The organism is Cellulosilyticum sp. WCF-2 (assembly GCF_003990395.1).
GTDB lineage: Bacteria > Bacillota > Clostridia > Lachnospirales > Cellulosilyticaceae > Cellulosilyticum > Cellulosilyticum lentocellum.
Genome location: NZ_CP034675.1, coordinates 3,236,780 through 3,257,549, shown reverse-complemented (window position 1 = coordinate 3,257,549; position 20,770 = coordinate 3,236,780). Strand labels below are relative to the sequence as shown.

Genomic DNA, 20,770 nt, shown 5'->3' with positions numbered 1-20,770 from the left:
TTTTTAAGAACTATCTTTTTTATTTATCTAGAAAAAGGGAAAATGTGAAAGCTAAGGTTATTATCACTTCAAAAATTTGAATGACAGTTGTCTGAGAATAGATGAAATGATTCTATAGAACAAGTAAACGACTATTTAATGATTGAAAAATAACAATTATCTGATATAATGGAAAAAGATGGTAAAAGGAGGGCGAAGGATGAGGAAATGGGTGAGTTTAATAGCTATATTAACCATAAGTGGCATACCATTGCAAGCAGAAGGAATACAGCAACCAGTCAATGAAATAACGGCTGAAGTATCTCAGAATAAGGAAGTAATAACTTATTTATCAAGGCAACTATTTAATACGATTTTAGAAGAACAGCAGTTATCTTATTTAATGACACAAACAGAAAATCAAGAGATATCTTTAAAAGAAGCAGCATATGCCTTGTGTCAAATGCTCAATGAAGCAGGCATTTATTTGCCGGAATCAGAAGGAATAAGTGATCCCTACATTGGCAAGCTAGTACTGTTAGGGATTTGGCAGGAATCAGAGCTTAATGGGGAAAGTTTAATGACAAGTGAAGTATGGGAAAGAACCTACGAGAGGGTATTGTACTACCAGGAAAGTCAACAAGCTTTTACTAGGGTAGATACTAAAAAAGAGAAAACAATGATGGCGTATCGTCAAAAGACGGCAACTAGCGCTTCTTATGAAGAAATAGAAATAGGCAAGTTAACACTAAGCAATCAAGTATTAGCTTATGGGGCTTATACTTATCCACTATATATTTTTGCAAATACAAGTTATATTGATTTAAATACCTTGGAGGCTTTAGGATTCACTTTTGAAAAACAGCCACAGGGTGATGTACTAAGCTTTACCCAGGGAAAAGAACGAGCTAATGAGCCTGTGAAAGAAAAAAGCATAGCTGTAAGTCTATCAAAAGAAAAAATTTATTATAGCACCTTAAAAACTTATGCTTTGAAAAGCGAGCATGGTTTATTTATTCCTTTACGCATTTTAGAAATGGAATTTAATTTAAAATATGATACGGCTATAATAGGTTTAGAAGTAGCTACGAAGAAAGCAAGCTATTTAAGTTATCAAGAGGGTCTTTTACATAATAGCAGTGGACAGCCTATAGAAGTGGTTACTACCAGTTATTATTGGGATGGAGAAAAAATCATACAAGAAATGAAAAGGCAACATCTAGAAGTTGGACAAAGTATAGAAAATCCTAGTGCTTGTTATGTATTAAGAGGTGCCTATTATTTAAATACTTTGGTAAACTTAGTGGAAACTCAAGGTGAAAGCTATCAAGATGAAAAGTTATATGGACAGCAGATGGAGAGTATTTTAAAGGCCTATGAAAAAGCAAGGTTAGCTGAAATAAAAAAGCGGGAAGAAAAAAAACAAGAGGACAATAAACAATCAGAGAAAATCACCAACCAGGAGGTATTTCCGCCAGCACCTGTATATGCAACTTTGAAAGTGGACGCCAAAGGATTAAAAAAAGGTGAACAAGTTGAAATTTACAGAGAAGATAATGGGGGCTATACAGTAATAACTCAGGAAGGAAAAAAAGTGACGATTCCTAGAAGCAAACTGATTATTCCATATGATCAAAAGGTAACAGCAGCACCAGCTTCTAAAGTACAAATTGAAACATACATTAATACGCAAAATATAGCTAGTGATACTGAATACCTAGTATGGACAGATTTATATAGGCAAACAACTTATATTTTAAAAGGAAGTAAAAATGAATGGCTGCTTGTAAAACGCATGATTTGTTCCACAGGAAAAAATCTAACACCTACCCCAAGAGGCTTTTTTACTTTGAAAAATAAGGTACCTTCTTTTGGGCAGGAAAAAGGCTATAGTTGTAAAAATGCTTATGGGTTTATTGGTTCTACCTATTTATATCATTCCATTTTATATGATAAAACAGGAAGTTATATTATATCGGGCAAAAAGGAATTAGGACAAAAAGCTTCACATGGATGTATTCGCTTATTGCCAGAAGATAGTTTGTGGCTTTATACCAACATGCCAAAAGGAACAAAGGTATGGATTAATTAAAAGTTCATTGTTAAAGAAAATTGAAACTTAGTTTGAAAAACGCATAATCTACATAGGACTATATCATAATAGTAAGAGTTATTAATGTTTGGAATAGTAAAGTATTATATGATATAATAAAGCCACATCTAAAGGAGGAAGAATATGTCAGACACAAAAGTAACACTAAAAAAAGAGTATAAAAATACATGGGATACTTATTCTAAGGAAGATTTAGAAAAGCTTTTTGCATATGCAGAGCGCTATAGAAAATTTATTTCTGATAATAAAACAGAAAGAGAATGTATTAGAGATCTAGTTAAAAAAGCAGAGGCAGCGGGTTATCAAGATATACAAGAATTGATAAAAGCAGATAAAAGATTAGTAAGTGGCGACAAAGTTTATGCTAATTATAAAGACAAGACCCTTATTTTGTTTTGTGTAGGTGAAAAACCATTAACAGAAGGACTTAATCTTTTAGGAGCACATTTAGACTCACCGCGTTTAGATTTAAAACCTAATCCACTTTATGAAGATACTGATTTTGCTATGTTAAAAACACACTATTACGGTGGTGTTAAAAAATATCAATGGGTTGCTATGCCTTTAGCTATCCACGGTGTGGTTGCTAAAAAAGATGGTAGTATCGTCAATCTTAATATCGGAGAAGATGAAACAGATCCTGTAGTAGGTATTTCAGACCTGCTTATTCACTTGGCTGGAGAGCAAATGCAAAAGAAACTTAGTGAAGCTATTAAAGGAGAAGATTTAAATATTTGTTTAGGAAGCATTCCTTTAGCAGGAGAAGAAAAAGATAAAGTTAAAGCTAATATCTTAAAGCTACTTTATGAAAAATATGGTATAGTTGAGGAAGACCTTGTGTCAGCTGAGATTGAGATTGTTCCAGCAGGAGCAGCAAGAGATTATGGACTTGACCGCAGTATGATTATAGGGTATGGTCAAGATGACCGTGTTTGTGGTTATGCTTCTTTTGAAGCACAACTAGAAGTAGAAAAACCTGTGAAAACAACAGCTACTGTTCTTGTAGATAAAGAAGAAATTGGTAGTGTAGGTGCCTCAGGTATGCAATCTCACTTCTTTGAAAATATGGTAGCAGAACTACTTAATTTAACCGGCGAATACTCTAGTTTACTTTTAAAGAGAACATTAGCCAATTCAAAAATGCTTTCTTCTGACGTGACAGCAGGTTATGATCCTAACTATGCAAGTGTATTAGAAAAAAATAATGCTGCCTACTTTGGTAAAGGTGTTGTTTTCATGAAATATACAGGTTCAAGAGGAAAATCAGGTTCTAACGAAGCTAATGCAGAGTTTGTAGCAGAGCTACGCCGTATAATGGAAGAAAACCAAGTAAGTTGGCAAACAGCAGAACTTGGTCGTATTGACCTTGGTGGTGGTGGTACAATCGCCTATATCCTTGCTCATTATGGTATGGATGTGATTGATTGTGGTGTACCAGTTCACAGTATGCATGCACCATGGGAAATTACAAGTAAAGCTGATTTATATGAAATGAGAAAAGCTTATGTAGCTTTCCTTAAAAATGCATAAAGGAGATAGAAGATGGAAAATAAAAGTCCAATCGTAACGATTACTATGGATGATGATAGTCAAATCATCTTAGAACTTTACCCAGAGGTAGCACCAGAGTCTGTTAAAAACTTTATTTCTCTTGTAGAAAAAGGTTTTTACAATGGACTAACATTCCACCGTATTATCCCAGGATTTATGATTCAAGGTGGATGTCCTGAAGGAACAGGTACAGGTGGACCTGGTTACCGTATTAAAGGTGAATTCGCACAAAATGGTGTGAAAAATGATTTAAAACATGCGCGTGGTGTACTTTCTATGGCCCGTAGTATGATGCCAGATTCAGCTGGGTCACAATTCTTTATTATGCATGCAGATGCACCTCATTTAGATGGACAATATGCTGCATTTGGTAAAGTGACTGAAGGAATGGATACAGTAGATTATATCGCTAATGTTGGTACAGACTTTAGTGATAGACCTGTTGTACCAGTAAGAATGAAAACAGTAACAGTGGATACAAAGGGTGAAACTTACGAGGCACCTAACAAGCTTTAAAAAGTATAGAAGCCAAATAAATGGACACAATGAAAAAGAGTTGTTGGTAAATATTTGATGGCTATGCTATAATAAAACAAGTAATTATTCCTAAGGAGGAACTATAAAATGGAAGATAACAAAAACTGTGGATGTGGCTGTGGCTGCGGACATGAAGAAGAAAATACAAGCGGATGTGGCTGTGGTCACGATCATGATGAAGAAGAAACACTCATCTATGTTACTTTTGAAGACGAAGATCAAGAAGTAGCTTGCAGTGTACTTAGTATTTTTGAATGTGACGGTAGAGAATATATTGCCCTTGCACCAAAAGAAGAAGTAGAAAATGCGGATGAAGCAGAAGTTCTTTTCTATCGTTTTTCAGAAGATGGAGACGATGTTCAACTTGATGATATTGAAACAGATGAAGAATGGGATAAAGTAGCATCAGTATTTGATGAAGAATTCTTCGGACCATTTGATGACGAAGAAGAATAAGAAACAGGGCGCTGGCCCTGTTTTTTATTGCTATTTCCTAATGGATAGTGAGAGGGAGAAATAATGAAGTTCACATCATGTTTTCGTTAGGGCCATAATGACCTGCAACATCTCTAAGATCGTTTAAGTCTTGAATAATAGCATAAAAAAGGAAGAAAACATACATACTTATAAAAAATAAAATAAGGAAGTGAACCAATGAAAAAGGTGATTTTATTTTTGATAGGTATAGTGGTTGCTGGTGGACTTTTTTATGGGCTTCAAGGAAGCAGTAAGGACCAAAGAGAGGCAAGGATAACGCTTCACCCGATAGCAACAGTGACATTAGGCAATGGACAACAATTTAAAGTAGAACTTTATCCTGAAGAAGCGCCTAATACAGTTAATAACTTTATTGCACTTGTAAAAGGAAATTATTATGGTGACTTAACGTTCAATAAAATTTTACCAGATTATTTACTGCAAACAGGTGATAAAATAGGGGATGGGACAGGATTTCCGGGTTATTTTATTCGAAGTGAATGTAGTGACAATGGTTATAAGAATGATGTACCTTTAGATGAAGGCGTTGTTTGTATGTCCCGCGGACAAAAGTATAATACGGAAGGGTCGCAATTTTTTATTTTATTAAGTCCTAGAAAGGATTTAGAAGGGACTTATGCAGCCTTTGGGAAAGTCATTGAAGGATTAGACTGCTTAAAAGAAATGAGTAAAATGGCACCAAATGAGTTGATGCAACGAGAAGAAGGACTCCAAGTAAGTCGTATAGAAGTGAATACCTTTGGAAAATATTATGGAGAGCCACAAGTACTTTCATTAGCTGAAGTACGTGAGCTAAAATAAATGATTTCAGAGTACACTCAAAGAGTAGGGTATTATTTAAATCTTGACAATAGGTCAGCTTTTATTTACAGTTATAAGATGAGATTATGTATATAGGTGATTAAAATGAGAGAAAAAACATATGACAACCAAAGCATATCTGCACTTAAAGGTGCAGATCGTGTTAGATTACGTCCGGGTGTTATTTTTGGTTCAGATGGTATAGAGGGGTGTCAACATTCTGTATTTGAGATTCTAGCAAACTCTATCGATGAATTTAAAGAAGGCTATGGACATACTATTAAGGTGACCTTGCACGCTGATCATTCTATCACAATTGAGGATTTTGGTAGAGGTATTCCTGTTGATTATAATGAAGCAGAAGCACGTTATAACTGGGAACTTGTTTTTTGCGAGCTTTATGCAGGGGGAAAATATAATAATAATGAAGGCGACAACTATGAATTTAGTTTAGGTCTTAACGGACTTGGTAGTTGTGCAACACAGTATAGTTCGGAATTCATGGATGTAGAAGTGAAACGCGACGGTTATATTTATAATCTTCACTTTGAAAAAGGTGAAAATATTGGGGGACTTAGAAAAACAAAAGCGGAGTATAAGCAAACGGGTAGTAAAATTCATTGGAAACCCGATCACGATGTTTTTACAGATGTGAATGTTTCTTCTGAGTATTTTTATGATGTCTTAAAAAGACAAGCAGTTGTTAATAAAAATCTGGAATTCATTTTTACAGATGAAATAAGTAATGAAAAACATGTCTACCTTTATGAAGATGGTATCTTAGGCTATGCAAAAGAAGTTGCTGAAGAGAAGAATTTTACAGACGTGGTTTTTACAGAGCAAGAAACAAAGGGAAAAGACCGTGAAGATAGACCTGAATATAAATTAAAGTTCCAAGTTGCTTTTTGTTTTTGTAACGAGAAAAATATGCTTGAGTACTATCATAACTCAAGTTATTTAGAGTACGGTGGTTCACCAGATAAGGCGATTAAGAATGCTTTTGTTTATGCCATTGATCAATATCTTAAAAACGAAAATCTTTATAATAAAGATGAAAAGAAAATTACTTTTGTAGATATACAAGATAGCCTTATATTGATCTCTAATTCATTCTCAACGGTAACTAGCTATGAAAATCAAACGAAAAAAGCAATTACTAATAAATTTATACAAGAAGCCATTCAGGAATACTTAAAGGAATTCCTTTATATTTATTTCATTGAGAATAAAGATGCCGCTATGCTTATTGCCAAGCAAGTACTTGTGAATAAACGTAGCCGTGAAAAAGCTGAACGTACACGTATTAATGTGCGTAAACAGTTAAGTGGTAGTATCGATATAGGTAATCGTATTAAAAAGTTCGTGGATTGTCGTACAAAAGATGTAACAAGACGAGAACTTTATATTGTAGAAGGGGATTCGGCTTTAGGTTCTTGTAAGTTAGGAAGAGATTCAGAGTTCCAAGGTATTATGCCAGTAAGAGGGAAAATTCTTAACTGCTTAAAAGCAGATTATGATAAAATTTTTAAAAGTGATATTATCATAGATTTATTGAAGGTTTTAGGCTGTGGTATTGAAATTACTTCTAAACACAATAAAGACCTTCATACCTTTGAGCTTGATAATTTACGTTGGAATAAAGTCATTATTTGTACAGATGCCGATGTAGACGGTTATCAAATTCGTACCTTGATTTTAACGATGCTCTATGCTTTAGTACCTACTTTAATTAAAGAAGGACGTGTTTTTATTGCAGAAACACCACTTTATGAAATTAATACGAAGGATAAAGTTTATTTTGCTTATTCAGAATATGAAAAAACAGAAATTCTAAGCAAGATTAAAACGAAATATACCATTCAACGTTCCAAAGGACTAGGTGAAAATGATCCTGATATGATGTGGGAAACAACCATGTGTCCTGAAAGTCGTCGTTTAATCCAAGTCATGCCAGAAAATATGGAAGACACTCAAACGATGTTTGATGTCCTTTTGGGAGATGATTTAAAAGGACGTAAGCAGTTTATAGCAGATGAAGGTTATCGCTATTTAGACTTAGCGGATATGAGTTAAAAGAAAGGATGACGCGTAGTGGACCAATTTGTTATCAAGCAAAATATCACGGAAACATTAGAAAGTAATTATATGCCTTATGCCATGAGTGTTATCGTGTCTAGGGCATTACCAGAAATCGATGGCTTTAAGCCTTCCCATCGTAAATTACTTTATACGATGTATAAAATGAATTTAATAAAAGGCTTACGTACGAAATCAGCTAATATTGTAGGACAAACGATGAAGCTCAATCCTCACGGTGATGGGGCTATTTATGAAACTATGGTACGTTTAACAAAAGGCTACAGTGCTTTAATAACACCTTTTGTAGACTCTAAAGGTAACTTTGGTAAAGTTTACTCTAGAGATATGGCTTATGCTGCAGCCCGTTATACTGAAGCTAAACTCAGTGAGATTTGCACAGAGGTGTTTAATGACATTGAAGAGGATGCAGTAGACTTCGTAGATAACTATGATGGAACATTGAAGGAGCCTGTTCTACTTCCAACACGTTTTCCTAACATTTTAGTGAATCCTAATCAAGGGATAGCTGTTGGAATGGCTAGTAACTTTTGTTCTTTTAATTTAAAAGAAGTCTGTAATGCAACGATTGCTTACCTTAAAAATGAAGATGCTGATGTACTTGAACATATTATAGCACCTGATTTTCCCACAGGTGGACAGATTATTTTAGATGAAACTGAAATGAGAGAGGTACTAGAAACCGGTAAGGGAAGCTTTAAGGTACGTGCTAAATATCATTATATTAAAAAAGAAAATTGTATTGAGATTATAGAGATTCCTTATACCACAACAGTAGAAGCAATCATTGATAAAATTGAAGAACTCGTTAAAGCTGGGAAAATTAAAGAAATCACTGATGTAAGAGATGAGACGGATTTATCTGGGCTAAAATTAACGATTGATTTAAAGCGTAGTACAGATCCTGAAATGTTGATGCAAAAGCTCTTTAAGTCAACGCCACTAGAAGATAGCTTTAGCTGTAATTTTAACTTATTGATTAATGGGATGCCTAAAGTATTAGGCTTTAAGGAAATTATTAAAGAGTGGTGCGAATTTAGACAACAATGTGTTGTACGTAAGTATCGTTTTGCTATTGAAAAAATGGAGAAGCGTTATCATCTTTTAATAGGTCTTAAGCAAATTCTTTTAGATATTGATAAAGCTATTGAGATTGTTCGCCATACAGAAAAAGAAAAAGATGTTGTACCACGCTTAATGGCGCATTTTGAAATTAGTGAAATGCAGGCTGATTACGTGGCAGAGATCAAATTACGTCACTTAAATAAACAGTATATTCTAGAAACCTTAAAGGAATTAGATGAGTTAGAAAAGAAAATCGCTGAGTTAAAAGATATTATTGAAAACCCAAAAAAAGTTAAAAAAGTGATTAGTGATGAACTTAAGGTCATTCAAAAGAAATTTGGAACTGAACGCCAAACAGAAGTGATTAAGCATACAGAAGTTGTGAAAGTGAAGCATGAAGAGCTTATTGAAGATTATAATGTGAAGCTATTTTTTACAGATCATCAATACTTAAAGAAAATCACACTAGTTTCTTTAAGAAGTAGTGGTGAACAAAAGCTAAAAGAAGATGATACGATTATTCAAGAAATAGAGGCGAGTAATCGTAGTGATCTCTTACTCTTTACCAATAAAAGTAATGTTTATAAATTAAAGCTCCACGAAATAGAAGATACAAAAGCTAGCCAATTTGGCGTGTACTTACCTAATTTATTGGATCTTGAAGAGGGTGAACAAATTTTAGCGATTCACAGTACAACAGATTACACGGGCTATATAGCTTTTGGATTTAGTACAGGTAAAGTAGCTAAAGTACCGGTAGCTGCCTATGAAACCAAGACGAATCGTAAAAAACTCATCAAAGCTTTTTATGGTAAATCACCTTGCGTGGGCATTGCTTTTGTGGAAGAAGAAGACATACTTCTTTTAACAAGAGAAGATGATAAAGTAGGCGTTGTACCTGTAGTACTTTTAGAAGAAAAACAAAAACGTGATGCTAATGGTGTTCAAGCCTTAAGCATTACTAAGAAGATTGGTATGAAGAAACTTGTAAAAGCAAGTGAACTCACAGAAGAAATGATAGCGCGATTAGCAAAAGAATTGCCAGCAACTGCTAAATCACTAGAGAACAAATAGAAAATCTATCATTAATAGATAAAGTTATTCATGAAGATGAAATGAGGGGAATTGAATGAGAGCAAGTGTAAAAGCTGCAAAACGTATAATTATTAAAATAGGTACATCGTCTTTAACCCATGAAAATGGGAAAGTTAACTTAGATAAAATGGAAAAGCTAGCACGTGTTTTAACAGATTTAAATAACTCCGGAAAAGAAATCGTTTTAGTTTCTTCAGGAGCTATTGGCGCTGGAATGCAGCGTATTGGTCGCAATAAAAGACCAGAAGACTTACCTTTAAAACAAGCTACAGCAGCCATTGGACAAGCTATCTTGATGAAAATGTATCAAAAGTTCTTTGATGAATATAATCAAGTCATTGCACAAATACTACTGACAAAAGATGTTATTGAAGACCCTATTAAAAGTAACAATGCTAAAAATACATTTGAAACGTTATTGGATTTAGGTGTCATCCCTATTATTAATGAAAATGACTGTATATCTACAGCTCAAATTGAAGGTTATCGTTTTGGAGATAATGATACCTTATCAGCTACAGTTGCAGAGCTCATTCATGCGGACCTTTTAATTTTACTTACAGATATTGAGGGACTATATACTGCTAATCCTAAAGAGGATGTAGAGGCTACGCTTATTCCACAGGTGGATGATATTACTGAGGATGTCAAAGCATTGGCTGGAGGTTCAGGTTCTCATCTAGGAACAGGTGGCATGATTACTAAAATTATAGCAGCTGAAATAGCGAAGGCTTGTGGTACTGAAACGATTGTGGCTTCTGGTGAAGAAATAGAAATCTTAAGAGAGATACTACGTGGTGAAGCCATAGGAACGTGGTTTACTGCTTAATGAAGAAAGGAATTAAATCTATGGAGATGGATGAATTAATTAAGGAAATTAATGCCCTAGCTCATAAAAAGAAAAAAGAAGGCTTAACAGCTGAAGAACAGATTAGACAAGATCACTTACGTCAGCAATATTTAGCCATTTTTAGAGGTAATTTTAAAAGTCAATTAGAGCATACAAAGATTAAAACGCCAGATGGCAAATTACATCCTTTAAAATATATGCCAAGTGATAAAAAACCTCATTAGTAGCAAAAGAAATAAGATGAAAAATAGCGATGGGCACGTATCCCATCGCTATTTTACGCCTAAGCACTTGAAGAAACGTAATTGCTAATTAAGGTATTGTAGTATACAATAATAGAGGAAGAAGTATGAATAAGAAATAAAGAATGAAAAATAAAGAGGTATTATCCAGAAAATAAAAGTAGAGAACCTACATAGATAAGGAAAAGGAGTAACCCATGATCACCTATTTAGTTGGAACCTTAGAGCATATTGGGGAGAATACATTAGTTATAGAAGTTTATGGCGTGGGCTACGAAGTATTTTGTAGTAGTCGTACTTTAAGTGAATTAAATGGCACCCGTGAAAAAGTGAAAATATATATTCATGAGCATATTAAAGAAGATGGTCATGACCTATATGGCTTTTACCATATGGAAGATAGAGAATTATTTAGAAAGCTCATTAGTGTGAGTGGTATTGGGCCTAAAGGTGGTATGCAAGTTTTCAATACTTATAGCAGCCAAGAAGTCATAGAGATTATTTTAAATCAGGATAGTAAGGCGCTAAGTAAAGTGAGTGGTATTGGGCCTAAAACAGCACAGCGTATTATTTTAGAGCTCAAAGATAGTATTGGTAAATTATTTGAACCAGATTTAAGCTTACTTGAAACAGGATTAAAGGATGAATCGGCCAAAGCAGAAGCTATAGAAGCGCTTGAGGCTTTAGGTTATGCGGCTCAAGAAGCGAGAAAAGCGGTAGAAGCTATTTATGATTATAAAGCAAATAGTGAAGAACTTATTAAAAAAGCTTTAAGCTTATTAGGAATGTAAAGGGGGATGAAACGTGGAAAAACGCATCATGTCTAGTGATTTACAACTAGAAGATAACGAGATAGAGAGTAATATTAGACCCCTTACCTTAAGTGATTATATAGGACAAACGGCTATTAAAGAAAACATTAAGATTTTTATCGAAGCTGCTAAGCAGCGGGGGGAAGCTTTAGACCATGTACTCCTTTATGGACCTCCAGGACTTGGTAAAACGACTATGGCGGGTGTAATTGCTAGTGAGATGGGCGTTAAGTTTAAAGTAACCTCGGGTCCTGCTATCGAAAAGCCAGGAGATATTGCTGCTATTTTAAATAATTTGCAGCATGGAGACATTTTGTTTATTGATGAAATTCATCGTATGAGCCGCCATGTTGAGGAAGTCCTTTATTCAGCTATGGAGGATTATTGTATTGATATTGTAGTAGGCAAAGGACCAGCAGCAAAGTCAATTCGTTTAACCTTGCCTAAGTTTACCTTAATTGGCGCTACCACAAGAGCAGGGATGCTGAGCTCACCACTACGTGACCGCTTTGGTATTATTCAGAGATTAGAGTATTATACCATGCAAGAATTAGGGTGTATTCTTAAGCGTACAGCTGCCATATTGCAAACACCTATTACAGAGGAGGCGGCTTTAGAGTTAGCTAAATGTAGTCGTGGCACACCTAGGGTAGCCAATAGGTTATTAAAACGTGTAAGAGACATTGCACTCATTAAATACGACAATCATATCGATGAGGAAGTATGTACCAAAGCATTAGAATTACTTAGTATTGACCGTAATGGTCTTGATGATATTGACAGACGTATTATTCAGGCAATTGCTTTGCAGTTTAAAGGAGGACCTGTAGGATTAGATACTTTAGCAGCGGCTATTGGTGAAGAAAGAGATACCTTAGAGGATGTTTATGAACCATATCTCATTCAACAAGGGTATATGCAGCGTACACCAAGAGGCCGTATGTTAGCACCAAAAGCGTATGAAACCTTTGAGTTAAAAACCTTATAGTATTTTTTGATAGGTTATGCTATAATTGGGACAAGAATAATTGCATGTAATGGGGTGAAATGCATGTCAAAAAACAAAGTAGAAGTGGTGATTGGTGGACTCATTTATGCCCTTCAAGGTGAAGAGTCTGAGGAACACATGCAAAAAGTGGCTAAGCTCATTAATGAAAAGACACATGAGGTGCAGTCAGTATATCATAAACAACGCGTTAATCCTGGACGTATGAATATGTTGGTGACGCTTAATATAGCAGATGAGTGTGTGAAAAGTAAACAAGAATTAGAACGTTATATGGCTGAATTAGAGAAATGCAATCGGGAGAACCTAGCTCTAAAAGATAAGGTGAAAGAACTATCTTTAGAGTTAACAGAAAGTAAGCAGCAATTAGCTGCTACAGAACAATTTAAGAAAAAAGAACATACAAACAGGGGGAGATAAAACTTCCCCTGTTGTGCTTATAGAAAAGGAGAACCAAGTTGAAGAAAGCAGAACTACTAGCACCTGTAGGTAAAATGGAAAATGCTATAGCAGCTATAGAAAATGGAGCAGATGCCTTATTTGTTGGAGGCAAAGGCTTTAATGCAAGACAAGCAGCAGATAATTTTACTACAGATGAACTACAAGACATCGTAAACTATGCAAAGCTAAGAGGAGTCCGTGTTTATGTAACGGTTAATATTTTAGTGAAACAAAAAGAAATGAAAGAGTTATTTGATTATCTCACTTATTTAGAAGAAGTAGGGGTTCATGCCATTATTATTCAGGATTTAGGGATAGCACATATGGTGAAGCGCTATTTTCCCCAATTACGTATGCATGCTAGTACTCAAATGTCAGCTCATAGTATAGAAGATGTCTTGTTTTTAAAATCTCTTGGATTTAAACGTGTGGTTTTAGCTAGAGAACTGCAGCTTCAAGAAATTCAGGAGATTATTAAGACTTGTGATATAGAAGTAGAGACCTTTGTTCATGGAGCTTTGTGTTATAGCTATTCAGGACAGTGCTTAATGAGTAGCTTAATAGGAGGAAGAAGTGGCAATAGAGGTCGATGTGCACAACCTTGCCGCATGAAGTATACTTTGAAAGAAGATGGTAATGCTTTAACAAAAGAGAGTTACTTGCTCAGTTTAAAAGATATATGTAGTGTTGAGTTTTTACCACAGCTTTTGGAAGCAGGCATTCATTCGTTTAAGATTGAAGGACGTATGAAGTCACCTGAATATGTGGCTTCTGTTGTAGGTACCTATCGTAAATATATGGACTTAGCCCTTAGAAATGAAGTTTATGAGGTAACTGAGGCAGATATGGAAATCATGAAAGGTGTCTTTAATCGAGGAGGATTTTCAAAAGGTTATTATTATAATCGTGGGAATGCAAAAATGCTTACACCTAATAGTCCAAGGCATATAGGGATTAAAGCAGGAAAAGTGACTTATTTTGCACCTAAAACAGGAATGGCTACTATCAGTTTGGAAAGGGATTTACACCCAGGAGATGGACTTGAGATTATTAGAAAAGGTAAAGAAAGTGTAGGAACAGGCATTACAAAAGACTGCAGCGCAGGAAGTCAAATTAAATGTCATTTTGACTATTATGTAGAACCTGGCAGTGAGGTTTATCTGACTAAAAATCATCAGCTCCTTAAACAGCTAAAAGCAACTTATCAAAGGCCACAAAAGAAATTGCCTATTCATTTGAGTATTATAGGCCATATAGGTGAGCCTTTAGAAGTCCATTTGAATTGTGAGAATCATCGAGTGGTTTACAAAGGAGACGTATTACAAATAGCAGAAAATAATCCTGTAACCAAAGAGCAAGCCTTAAAGCAACTTACTAAATTAGGAAGTACTTCTTTTTTTGTAGAGGAAGTATCAATCCAGTGGCCAGAAGATGCTTATATAGGGATCAGTCAATTAAATCATATAAGAAGAGAAGGTATTAATCAGCTGGAAGCAGAGTTACTTAGTCATGAAGTTAATCATCCCTATAAGGCTTATGAAGAGATATCTAGAAAAGCAGCCATAGTCCCCATAGCTATCTGCCATGTAACGAGTCTAGAACAGTTAGAAGCTTGCTTACAGGTAGAAGAAGTGACAGCAATTTACTGGGAATGGCATTATGATGATGTGACAAGTAGAATAGCCTTAGAGCGCTGTAAGGCTTATGGGAAGGCTTTTTACTTGAATTTGCCAGCTATTATGAAAGATACGAGTCATAAAGCTTATAATCAAGTCATTAAAGCTTGGGCAGAGTCAGACATAGAAGGCTATGTCGTGCGAAACATGGGTGAATATGAGGTCGTTAATGGATTGGGAAAAGCAGTTATTATTGATTATAATATGAATGTGGCTAATAACGAAACGATTGCTTTATGGCAAGAGAGAGGTACTACACGTGTAACCGTTTCAGTAGAGTTAGTAGGAGAAGAACTAGACGGTCTTATTGGTGATAAAGAAAAGATTGTTTATGGTACATTGCCGATGATGACATCCGCTCAATGTGTCCTAAGAGGAACACCACAGTGCCAAAAAGGAGTAAAAGAAAAACATTTATTTGAAATCGAAGATCGTAAGCAAACTTCTTGGCGTATTCAAACAGACTGCAAGGCTTGTTATATGCAAATACTAAGCTATGAGCCATTAGTCATAAAAAATAGTGAGGTTCAAAGACTAAAGCAAAGTTTTAGTATACGCTTACAATTTACTAATGAAACGCTGGAGGAAACAAAAGCTGTATTAGCAGCATATTTTGGAACTGGAACTAAGGAGCCATTAAAAGGCACAGGATTTAAAACAGTTCTTTAAGGAGGGAACATTTTGGGGTACTTTAATTTAATGATATTACTGAGTCGCTATATTTTTGCTGGCTTTGGTATTTTGTTTATGCTAGTAGCCTTTAGTTTTATGAAACCCTTTGTCAATTATTCGTTAGGAACAAGAAAAGAGAAAAATAAATTCCTATCTCTTTGTTTATATTGCTTTCATTTAGCTGGAGTAAGTATACTTATGGGTAAACAAACTGACTCTGCTATGAAAATTGCCATTGGGATTAATGGAGTAGTGGTACTGGTTTTATTCATTATATGTTTATGGATTTTACGGTTAATGAAAAGACATCATGAACTGGTATTATGGCAGCTCATGTTCCTTTTAATAGATATCGGATTTTTGATACTAGAGCGCCTAGATCATGAGATTGCTACCAAGCAAATAGCAGCTTATATAATAGGAGTAGTTATTGCACTCATTTTTCCAAGTTTATTTTCCATTGTGATTAAACCTAATAATAAATATATTTATCTAGGTGTACTGGGAATCACAATGTTCTTACCCTTTGTGGCCGGTACGAAAATATTAGGTGCAACGAATTGGGTGAGTATTGGAGGATTTTCTTTTCAACCTTCAGAAATTGGAAAGGTTGCATTAGTTCTCTTTTTAGCATCAACTTTAAGTGATGGTGAACGGCAAAAGCAAGGTTATCGAGGGTTAATCTTTCCGGGGCTAGTGGTATTAGGGTCGTTAGGCTGTTTAGTGCTTCAGAAAGATTTAGGAGCAGTACTTTTGTATTATCTGACGAGTTTAATGATGTTATTTGTAGCAACACAAAGCTTTTTACTCCCTGGCATTGGCCTTTTAGCAGGAGGGCTAGGGAGCGTGGTGGCTTATTTCTTGTTTGGTCATGTCAGAGTACGTGTAGCAGCTTGGCTCAATCCTTGGGCAGATATCACTGGTAATGGCTATCAAGTAGTACAAGGTTTATTTGCTATGGGTACTTGGGGATGGCTAGGCAGTGGTTTAACACGAGGTAATCCGGGGAAAATTCCTTATGCCGTATCAGATTATATATTTGCAGCAGCTTGTGAGGAGTTTGGAAATATCATAGGTGTTGTCATTTTATTTGCTTATTTAGGCATTATTTTACTTTGCTTGCAAGTAGCTTTTCGTTATAGTCATGCTTTTTACCGACTTGTTATCATTGGAATTGCCACTATTTTCACCATGCAAACCTTTATTATTATAGGGGGTGTACTTAAGTTGATTCCACTTACAGGGATCACCACACCTTTTATGAGTGCAGGAGGTAGTTCAATGGTGGTAAGTATGGGTATGATTGGGTTAATTACCTACTTCTCCTATAAAGGACGAATGAATGAAAGTAAGGAGGAGATAAAGGATGAACAAGCGTAAAAATAAAGATAAGAATAAAAATACAAATGAAGATAAAAGAATGAAACAAGGCAAAAAAAATAATCAAGATAGAAAAATGATTTACACCATAGCAGCAATTTTTATTATGCTATTTGCGCTGCTTATTGGTTATATGGTATATTTTACAATTTTTAAACAAAAACAGATGGCTGTTCATCCCCAAAATACCAGGTTAAATAGTTTGGAATCTGAAGTGATAAGGGGAAATATTTATGATACGACAACTAAAGAATTATTAGCAACAACGACAGAGGATGGTGAACGCTATTATCCTTATAAAAGCCTGTATGCCCATCCTATTGGCTATGCACAAAGTGGTAAAACAGGCGTTGAGGCACTAGCAAATCAGCAATTACTTTATCCAAGTTATGATATTATCTCGCTTTTTAAAGCAGCCTTTATGAATAAGAAATTTGAAGGAAGAGATGTCGTACTTACTTTAGATCACCGCTACCAAGAAGCAGTAGCAAGAGGCATGGAGGGCAAAAGGGGAGGTGTTGTTGTCATGGAAGCTACAACAGGAAAAATTCGTGCCATGTATAGTACACCTCATTTTGATCCCAATAAAATAGTAGAAAACTGGTCCAAGCTTAATACAGATACGGAAGATACACCTTTAGTGAATCGTGCAACAAAAGGACTATACCCACCAGGATCTATTTTCAAGATTGTAACTACCTTAGCGTATATGCAAACACATCCAGGGGAAACGTTAGATTTTACCCATGATTGTACAGGAAGTATTAGTGGAACTGATTATACCATTAAGTGTTATAACCAAGCAGTACATGGTAAGTTGGGTTTAACAGAAGCTTTTGCAAAGTCTTGTAATACCTATTTTATTGCATTAGCAGAAAGTTTGCCAGCAGGTGCTTTAAAAGCAGCAGCAGAGTCGGTTGGCTATAATGGGCCTTTAAATTTTGATATGGATTATTCAATGAGCCGTTTTAGTTTAAATGAAAAAGGCAGCACGTTAGCTACTAGTCAAGATAAAGCAGGAGCTACGAATACTTCAGATGTGATTAGCTCAGATTTTGAAAAAGCAGCTACTGCTATTGGACAAGGAAAAACGCTAACATCGCCTCTTCATATGGCAATATTGGCATCTGCTATTATCAATGATGGTGTAAGTATGAAACCTTATTTAATTGAGTATTCTATGACTAAAACAGGTACTATAAAGCTTAATAATAGACCTAAACAAACAGGCGCACTAATGACAGAGGAGCAGGCTAAAATGCTACAAGAGCTTATGGAAAATGTAGTGGACCATGGAACAGCTGTTTCCCTACCTGAAAAAGGACTTATTGTTGGAGGAAAAACAGGAACAGCTCAAAATGAAACAGAAGATGATCATTCTTGGTTTATGGGATATGCCAAAGACCCTAATGGTAATAAAGCACCTATTGCCTTTGCTGTTGTTGTAGAAGGTGGAGGTAAAGGAGCACAAGCTTTAAAAGTATGTGACCAGATTTTACAAGCTTATCGTAATAGTGAAGAATGAAAAACAGGTGTTATTGCTAAAAACAATAACACCTGTTTTTTAAAAATAAATTGGTAAAAAATAGCATATCATGAAAAAATGGCCAGATCATAAACGGATATGCTATAATGAAATGACATAATATTACAGATACTATACATAGACAGCTAGGAGAACATGGTATGAACAAGAAAATGACAAGTCTTTTACTAGGGATGACAATGGCTTTTAGTATGCCGATACAATCTACTATATATGCCGAGGAAGTAAATGCAGTCCAGCAAGAAGATAAGGAGATAAAAGAAGATAATGAAATAAAAGAAGAAGCAGATACAGTGCAAGAAGATCATGTTAAACAGGAAGAGGAAAGCAGCAAAGAATCTATGATAGATGAAGAAGAGCAGGTACAAGAGGAATCTACTTCTGCTTCTGATATAGGTGAGACATTTCATGTCAATGAGGATGAAACTATATCTAAGCTCATCATGACCATTGGAAAAAAACAAGCTATATTAGATGGAACAACTTATACATTGCAAACGGCACCGAAGATTATTAAAGAAAGAACTTATTTACCCCTGCGCTTTGTAGCTGAAAATATATTGAAAGCACAAGTGGACTTTAATCATTCGCAGAAACAGATCGTTATTCATAAAGTGGGAATGCGTGTTATATTAGAAGTAGGCAAAAATACAGCTATTGTTAATGGTGAAAAAGTTGATTTAGATGGTGCACCAGTCATTGAGGCAAGTACGACTTTAGTACCACTTAGGTTTTTAGGTGAGACCTTTGGTTTACAAGTAGATTATCATCATACTCAAAAGCAAGTGATGCTGAGTAAAAAGCAAGAAATAACCACATCTAATAAAGCGCCTACAGCACATTTTAGTTTTAAAAAGGAAAGTTACTCAGAAGGTGAAACCATAGAACTGATAGAAGATAGTTATGATGAAGATGGTGATCGGATTGTAGCTAGAAATTGGGAATTAAGCGGTAAAGGTAGTAGCCAAGATGTGAGTAGCTTACTTAAAAATCTTAAAGCAGGTACTTATGAACTCACATTAAAAGTAAAGGATGAAAAAGGGTTGTGGAGTAGTGCTTATGCACAAAGCTTAGTTATTATACCGAATAAGCCACCTGTTATAACGACTTTTAGCACACAAAAAACTAGCTATGCTCAAGGGGAAGCTTTAAGTTTTGATTATACTTATGACAATGAAGAAGGGGAAGGTATTTCTAAGGAAAGATGGACTTATCGTAGTGTAAATGAAGCATCTAATCAAGCTGTTATTACAAAGCCATATGCCTTCTTTGCTCCTGGTGAGTATATCGTTACGCTGGAGCTTACAGATGTAGCTGGTAAAGTAAGTGAAGAGATGCAAACAACTGTACATATTACAAAAGAAATAAAGCAAACAGAATGGGCTTATCATTTTACTCAAGGTAAAATAGGAGATACTATTGATAATTATCAAGGAATTAACTACAGAAATTATAAGACAGCAACCATTAAAAGTCAGTTGCAAAATAAAGATACTTTATGGATGAGTGATTCGCCAGAGGTTGTAACGACAAATGGTATTTTATATAAAGGTGATTTTACTGGTGAAGGAAGAGTGCTTTTACACCATATTAATGGGTTTAATGAAAATGTAGCTTCCGAAAAACGTTTTGTTTTAGTTGCAGAAAATAATGAAGAAGAGCCTATTACCATACGTATTAGCCAAGAGGTAATAAAAGGACCAGTAGAAGATGTACTTTACTTAGGCCAGCAGGTACTGTATGATTATTGGAAAAGTAACTCATCAAGAACCATTACACTTGCCCCGGGGCAAAAAGTAGCTTTATATGATTCAAAAAATAAGACTTGGCTTAAGGAACAATGTATTTCAGGAATTATGAATTTAGAGACTAATGGTACAGTTCAATTAACAACCGCTGTTATGGATAGAACAGATGATCTAAATCAATTAGATACATTGCCTCTTTTAGATAAGAGTATTCACGTAAGAGGTACCTTTGAAGGAACTGTACGTTATTATGATTTAGATATAGAAAAAGGTAAATCAACACAAATTGTATTAGGTGAAACACCAGAAGAATGGGTATCAGGAGCTGATGCAATTACAGGAGAATGGATTCAAAATAAAGGAAACTTTGGTGTGACTTATAGACTTACCTTAACGGCTCAGGAAGATACAGGGATTATTTTAAATCCAAGGGCTGATGTTTTTAGAGGTGCAATTAAATGGGTAGATACAGACACTTACCTGGCGCCAAATGCAGGATATTTTATGGGACAAAACAAAAAAGCAGTTTTACTAGGTGTTATTAAAAAAGGAGAAACAAGAGTACTTGAGTATATGTTACCAAATGGCTCTTCTGCACCGGTACTGCTTGGATTTATTCCAAAAAGCCAGTGGTAATTAAAAGTCCTACAGGTAAACTGTT

General features: G+C 35.2%; 16 protein-coding genes. All 16 read left to right on the top strand.

The features are described 5' to 3' along the window. The first annotated feature begins 199 nt into the window (after window positions 1-199). The 16 genes from EKH84_RS14570 (at window position 200) to EKH84_RS14495 (ending at window position 20,745) form a co-directional block, all read left to right on the top strand. Entirely contained in the window at window positions 200-2,071 is a 1,872-nt protein-coding gene (locus tag EKH84_RS14570; RefSeq protein WP_190283338.1) for a L,D-transpeptidase family protein, read from the top strand. 144 nt (window positions 2,072-2,215) lie between these two features. Next, on the top strand, window positions 2,216-3,622 hold the full coding sequence (locus tag EKH84_RS14565; protein WP_127066853.1) for an aminopeptidase: 1,407 nt from the start codon (window positions 2,216-2,218) through the stop codon (window positions 3,620-3,622). 12 nt (window positions 3,623-3,634) lie between these two features. Next, the gene (locus tag EKH84_RS14560) at window positions 3,635-4,159 is read left to right on the top strand and encodes a peptidylprolyl isomerase (protein ID WP_127066852.1); all 525 of its coding nucleotides are present in this window, start codon (window positions 3,635-3,637) and stop codon (window positions 4,157-4,159) included. A gap of 108 nt (window positions 4,160-4,267) precedes the next feature. Further along, a complete protein-coding gene (locus EKH84_RS14555; protein ID WP_013657387.1) occupies window positions 4,268-4,636 on the top strand; it encodes a DUF1292 domain-containing protein in 369 nt (122 codons plus the stop codon). Window positions 4,637-4,834: 198 nt separating this feature from the next. Beyond that, window positions 4,835-5,479, top strand: a complete 645-nt coding sequence (locus tag EKH84_RS14550; RefSeq protein ID WP_127066851.1) for a peptidylprolyl isomerase — start codon at window positions 4,835-4,837, stop codon at window positions 5,477-5,479. A 105-nt stretch (window positions 5,480-5,584) separates the two neighbouring features. Beyond that, window positions 5,585-7,552, top strand: a complete 1,968-nt coding sequence (locus tag EKH84_RS14545; RefSeq protein ID WP_127066850.1) for a DNA gyrase/topoisomerase IV subunit B — start codon at window positions 5,585-5,587, stop codon at window positions 7,550-7,552. 18 nt (window positions 7,553-7,570) lie between these two features. After that, window positions 7,571-9,715, top strand: a complete 2,145-nt coding sequence (locus EKH84_RS14540) for a DNA gyrase/topoisomerase IV subunit A (protein ID WP_013657384.1) — start codon at window positions 7,571-7,573, stop codon at window positions 9,713-9,715. Window positions 9,716-9,770: 55 nt separating this feature from the next. Beyond that, window positions 9,771-10,565, top strand: coding sequence for a glutamate 5-kinase (gene proB / locus EKH84_RS14535; protein ID WP_127066849.1), 795 nt, complete (start codon window positions 9,771-9,773; stop codon window positions 10,563-10,565). Beyond that, complete coding sequence (locus EKH84_RS14530) at window positions 10,565-10,810, top strand: DUF896 domain-containing protein (protein WP_013657382.1); 246 nt, start codon at window positions 10,565-10,567, stop codon at window positions 10,808-10,810. The genes proB and EKH84_RS14530 overlap by 1 nt, the downstream gene beginning before the upstream one ends. Window positions 10,811-11,025: 215 nt before the next feature. Further along, window positions 11,026-11,619, top strand: a complete 594-nt coding sequence (gene ruvA, locus EKH84_RS14525; RefSeq protein WP_127066848.1) for a Holliday junction branch migration protein RuvA — start codon at window positions 11,026-11,028, stop codon at window positions 11,617-11,619. A 13-nt stretch (window positions 11,620-11,632) separates the two neighbouring features. Next, window positions 11,633-12,628 (top strand): Holliday junction branch migration DNA helicase RuvB, encoded by a 996-nt coding sequence (ruvB, locus tag EKH84_RS14520; protein ID WP_013657380.1) that lies wholly within the window; start codon window positions 11,633-11,635, stop codon window positions 12,626-12,628. Between the two features lie 63 nt (window positions 12,629-12,691). Further along, the gene (locus EKH84_RS14515) at window positions 12,692-13,066 is read left to right on the top strand and encodes a cell division protein ZapA (protein WP_013657379.1); all 375 of its coding nucleotides are present in this window, start codon (window positions 12,692-12,694) and stop codon (window positions 13,064-13,066) included. 38 nt (window positions 13,067-13,104) lie between these two features. Beyond that, on the top strand, window positions 13,105-15,432 hold the full coding sequence (locus EKH84_RS14510; RefSeq protein WP_127066847.1) for a U32 family peptidase: 2,328 nt from the start codon (window positions 13,105-13,107) through the stop codon (window positions 15,430-15,432). Window positions 15,433-15,444: 12 nt separating this feature from the next. Then, window positions 15,445-16,815: an FtsW/RodA/SpoVE family cell cycle protein gene (locus EKH84_RS14505; protein WP_013657377.1), complete on the top strand. Its 1,371-nt coding sequence runs from the start codon at window positions 15,445-15,447 to the stop codon at window positions 16,813-16,815. Beyond that, window positions 16,802-18,340: a penicillin-binding transpeptidase domain-containing protein gene (locus EKH84_RS14500; RefSeq protein ID WP_013657376.1), complete on the top strand. Its 1,539-nt coding sequence runs from the start codon at window positions 16,802-16,804 to the stop codon at window positions 18,338-18,340. Before EKH84_RS14505 ends, EKH84_RS14500 begins: the two co-directional genes overlap by 14 nt. Window positions 18,341-18,501: 161 nt before the next feature. Then, window positions 18,502-20,745: a copper amine oxidase N-terminal domain-containing protein gene (locus tag EKH84_RS14495; protein WP_127066846.1), complete on the top strand. Its 2,244-nt coding sequence runs from the start codon at window positions 18,502-18,504 to the stop codon at window positions 20,743-20,745. The last annotated feature ends 25 nt before the right edge of the window (window positions 20,746-20,770 follow it).